Consider the following 2,412-nt stretch of genomic DNA (forward strand, 5'->3'; position numbering starts at 1 on the left):
AGCATATACTCATTTGCAAAGAGCCCAGCCTATTAGACTGGCACATTACTTTCTTGCCTATCTTGAAATGTATAACAGAGATGAAGAAAGATTTAAAGATAACTTAAAAAGAATAGACCAGCTACCGCTTGGAAGTGGAGCTCTGGCAGGTGTAGATTTTCCACTTGACAGGGAATTTGTTGCAAAAGAACTTGGGTTTTCTGAAATAATGAGAAACTCATTAGATGCTACTGCTTCAAGAGATGCTGTAATTGAATTTTTATCAAATGCATCTATATGTATGGCAAATCTTTCAAGGCAAAGTGAAGACCTTATAATATGGAATTCTGCAGAGTTTTCATTTGTAGAACTTCCAGACAAACTAACAACAGGCTCTTCCATAATGCCTCAAAAGAAAAACCCAGATGTACTTGAATTGATAAGAGGAAAAGTTGGAAGAGTTTACGGTGATTTAGTAGCACTTTTAACAATAGTAAAAGGTCTTCCTATGGCATACAATAGAGACCTCCAAGAAGATAAAGAACCTGTATTTGATGCTGTAAAAACATTAAAAGGCTCTATTATAGGAATGACAAAAATAATAGAAGGATTAAAACCAAGAAAAGATATTATGGAAAAAGCAGCAGGAGGATTTGCCCTTGCCACAGATTTAGCTAATTATTTGGTTAGAAAAGGTCTCCCATTTAGACAGGCACATCACGTTGTAGGTCAGATAGTTGGATATCTAACACAGCAAGGTAGAGAACTTGAAAGTATAACATTAGAAGAACTAAAGAAATTTTCACATTTATTTGAGGAAGATGCTTTAAATATTTTAAATCCTTATTACGTGGCAGATGCAAGGAAAACATTTGGAGGAACTGCTAAAGAAAGAGTTTTAGAGCAAATAAATTACTGGAAAGAAAAATTAGGGGCATAACAGCCCCTTTTATTTTAAAAGTTTTTCAAGTTCTTGAATTACTTTATCAACATGTCCTTTTGCTTTAACATTTCTCCATTTTTTAACAATAATTCCATCAGGAGAAATTATATAAGTTGAACGGATTACTCCAACAGTAGTTTTACCGTACATTTTCTTTTCACCGTAAGCATCATACGCCTGAAGTACTTTTTTCTCAGAGTCAGATAAAAGATAAAAATTTAAATTGTATTTTTCTTTAAATTTCTTATGGCTTTCTATGCTGTCAGGACTTACCCCTGCAACTACAGCTTTATTACCAATTCTATTTAGATTATCTCTGAAATCGCAGGCTTCAGTTGTACACCCGGGAGTGTTATCTTTTGGATAGAAATACAAAACCAGATACTTTCCTTCTTTTAAAAGGTCTTTTAAACAAACTTCCTTTTCTTCGCCTTCAGGTGTTAATCCTTTAAGGCAAAAATCTGGAGCTTTTTGTCCTTCTTCTACTGGCATTTTTATACCCCCTTAGATTAAAGTGCGAGCGGAGGGAGTTGAACCCTCACGGCCTTGCGGCCACGGGATCCTAAGATATGTGAACTCCCTTTAAATTACTTATTTATTTTAACACTGGTTGCAAATTGGTTGCAAATTTCCATTTTTACCCTGGAAATTTTTTAATTGCTTCTTTCAAGTGATGCGGTGCTAAATGTGCATATATCTCAGTGGTTCTATATGATTGATGACCTAACAGTTCTTGAACTGTTTTTAAATCCACTCCTGCCATCACCATTAAACTGGCAAATGTATGTCTTAAATCGTGTACTCTCAAATCTGGATAACCTGCCTTTCTAAAGTAATTTTTGAGTCTTTCTTGTATATACCGCCTTTTGAATGGAACAACTTTTCCTATATCTTTCTTATACCTTATTATATCTTTTTTTAATGTTGGGTGGATTGGAATTACTCTGCTGTGGAAACTTTTTGATTTTTCAACTGTTATTATTTCTCTATTTAAATTTATATGCTCCCATTTAAGCCTTGTTATTTCTCCAAGCCTCATTCCTGTATAAATAAAAAGCCTAAATACAAACTGCCATATTTCTTCATCTATTATTTTTTCAACTTCTTTTATCTGTTGTGGAAGTAAAAATTTTGGTGGTTTTTGTTGGATTTTTAGAAGTTTATATCCTCTTAATGGGTGTTCTTTTACATATTCCCACTCCACAGCTTTTGTGAGTGCTGATTTTATAGTCCTGATGTGAATATTAGCTGTAGTTCTTGATAATCCTTCTGATAATAGCTTGCTAATATAATCGTCCATATGTTTTTTATTTATGGATTTTACATAAATGTCGCCTATATAATCTTTGAATTTGTTTAATACATATTGGGCTTTTTTGAATGTTTCATCTGACCGGTTTTCTCTACACCATTCAAGATATTCTTCTATGAATTCAGATAGTTTTATTTTCTTTCCTTCAGAAAGTAATATAATTTTGCCTTTGAGATAT

General features: G+C 33.2%; 3 protein-coding genes. 1 reads left to right on the forward strand and 2 read right to left on the reverse strand.

What is annotated here, in order from left to right:
• Positions 1 to 919 (forward strand): argininosuccinate lyase (argH, locus tag HG1285_RS04420; RefSeq protein ID WP_008288638.1); only part of this gene is annotated, 919 nt, incomplete at its 5' end.
• Between the two features lie 9 nt (positions 920 to 928).
• Here argH and HG1285_RS04415 read toward each other — a convergent pair.
• Complete coding sequence (locus HG1285_RS04415; protein ID WP_008288639.1) at positions 929 to 1,414, reverse strand: peroxiredoxin; 486 nt, start codon at positions 1,412 to 1,414, stop codon at positions 929 to 931.
• A 145-nt stretch (positions 1,415 to 1,559) separates the two neighbouring features.
• The coding region (locus tag HG1285_RS04410) for a tyrosine-type recombinase/integrase (RefSeq protein ID WP_008288640.1) at positions 1,560 to 2,412 on the reverse strand (853 nt) is incomplete at its 5' end.

This window comes from Hydrogenivirga sp. 128-5-R1-1, assembly GCF_000171895.1.

What these genes read in the sequence shown, in the direction of transcription:
- HG1285_RS04415 (WP_008288639.1), bottom strand. Translation starts at nt 1,414, where the DNA reads ATGCCAGTAGAAGAAGGACAAAAAGCTCCAGATTTTTGCCTTAAAGGA.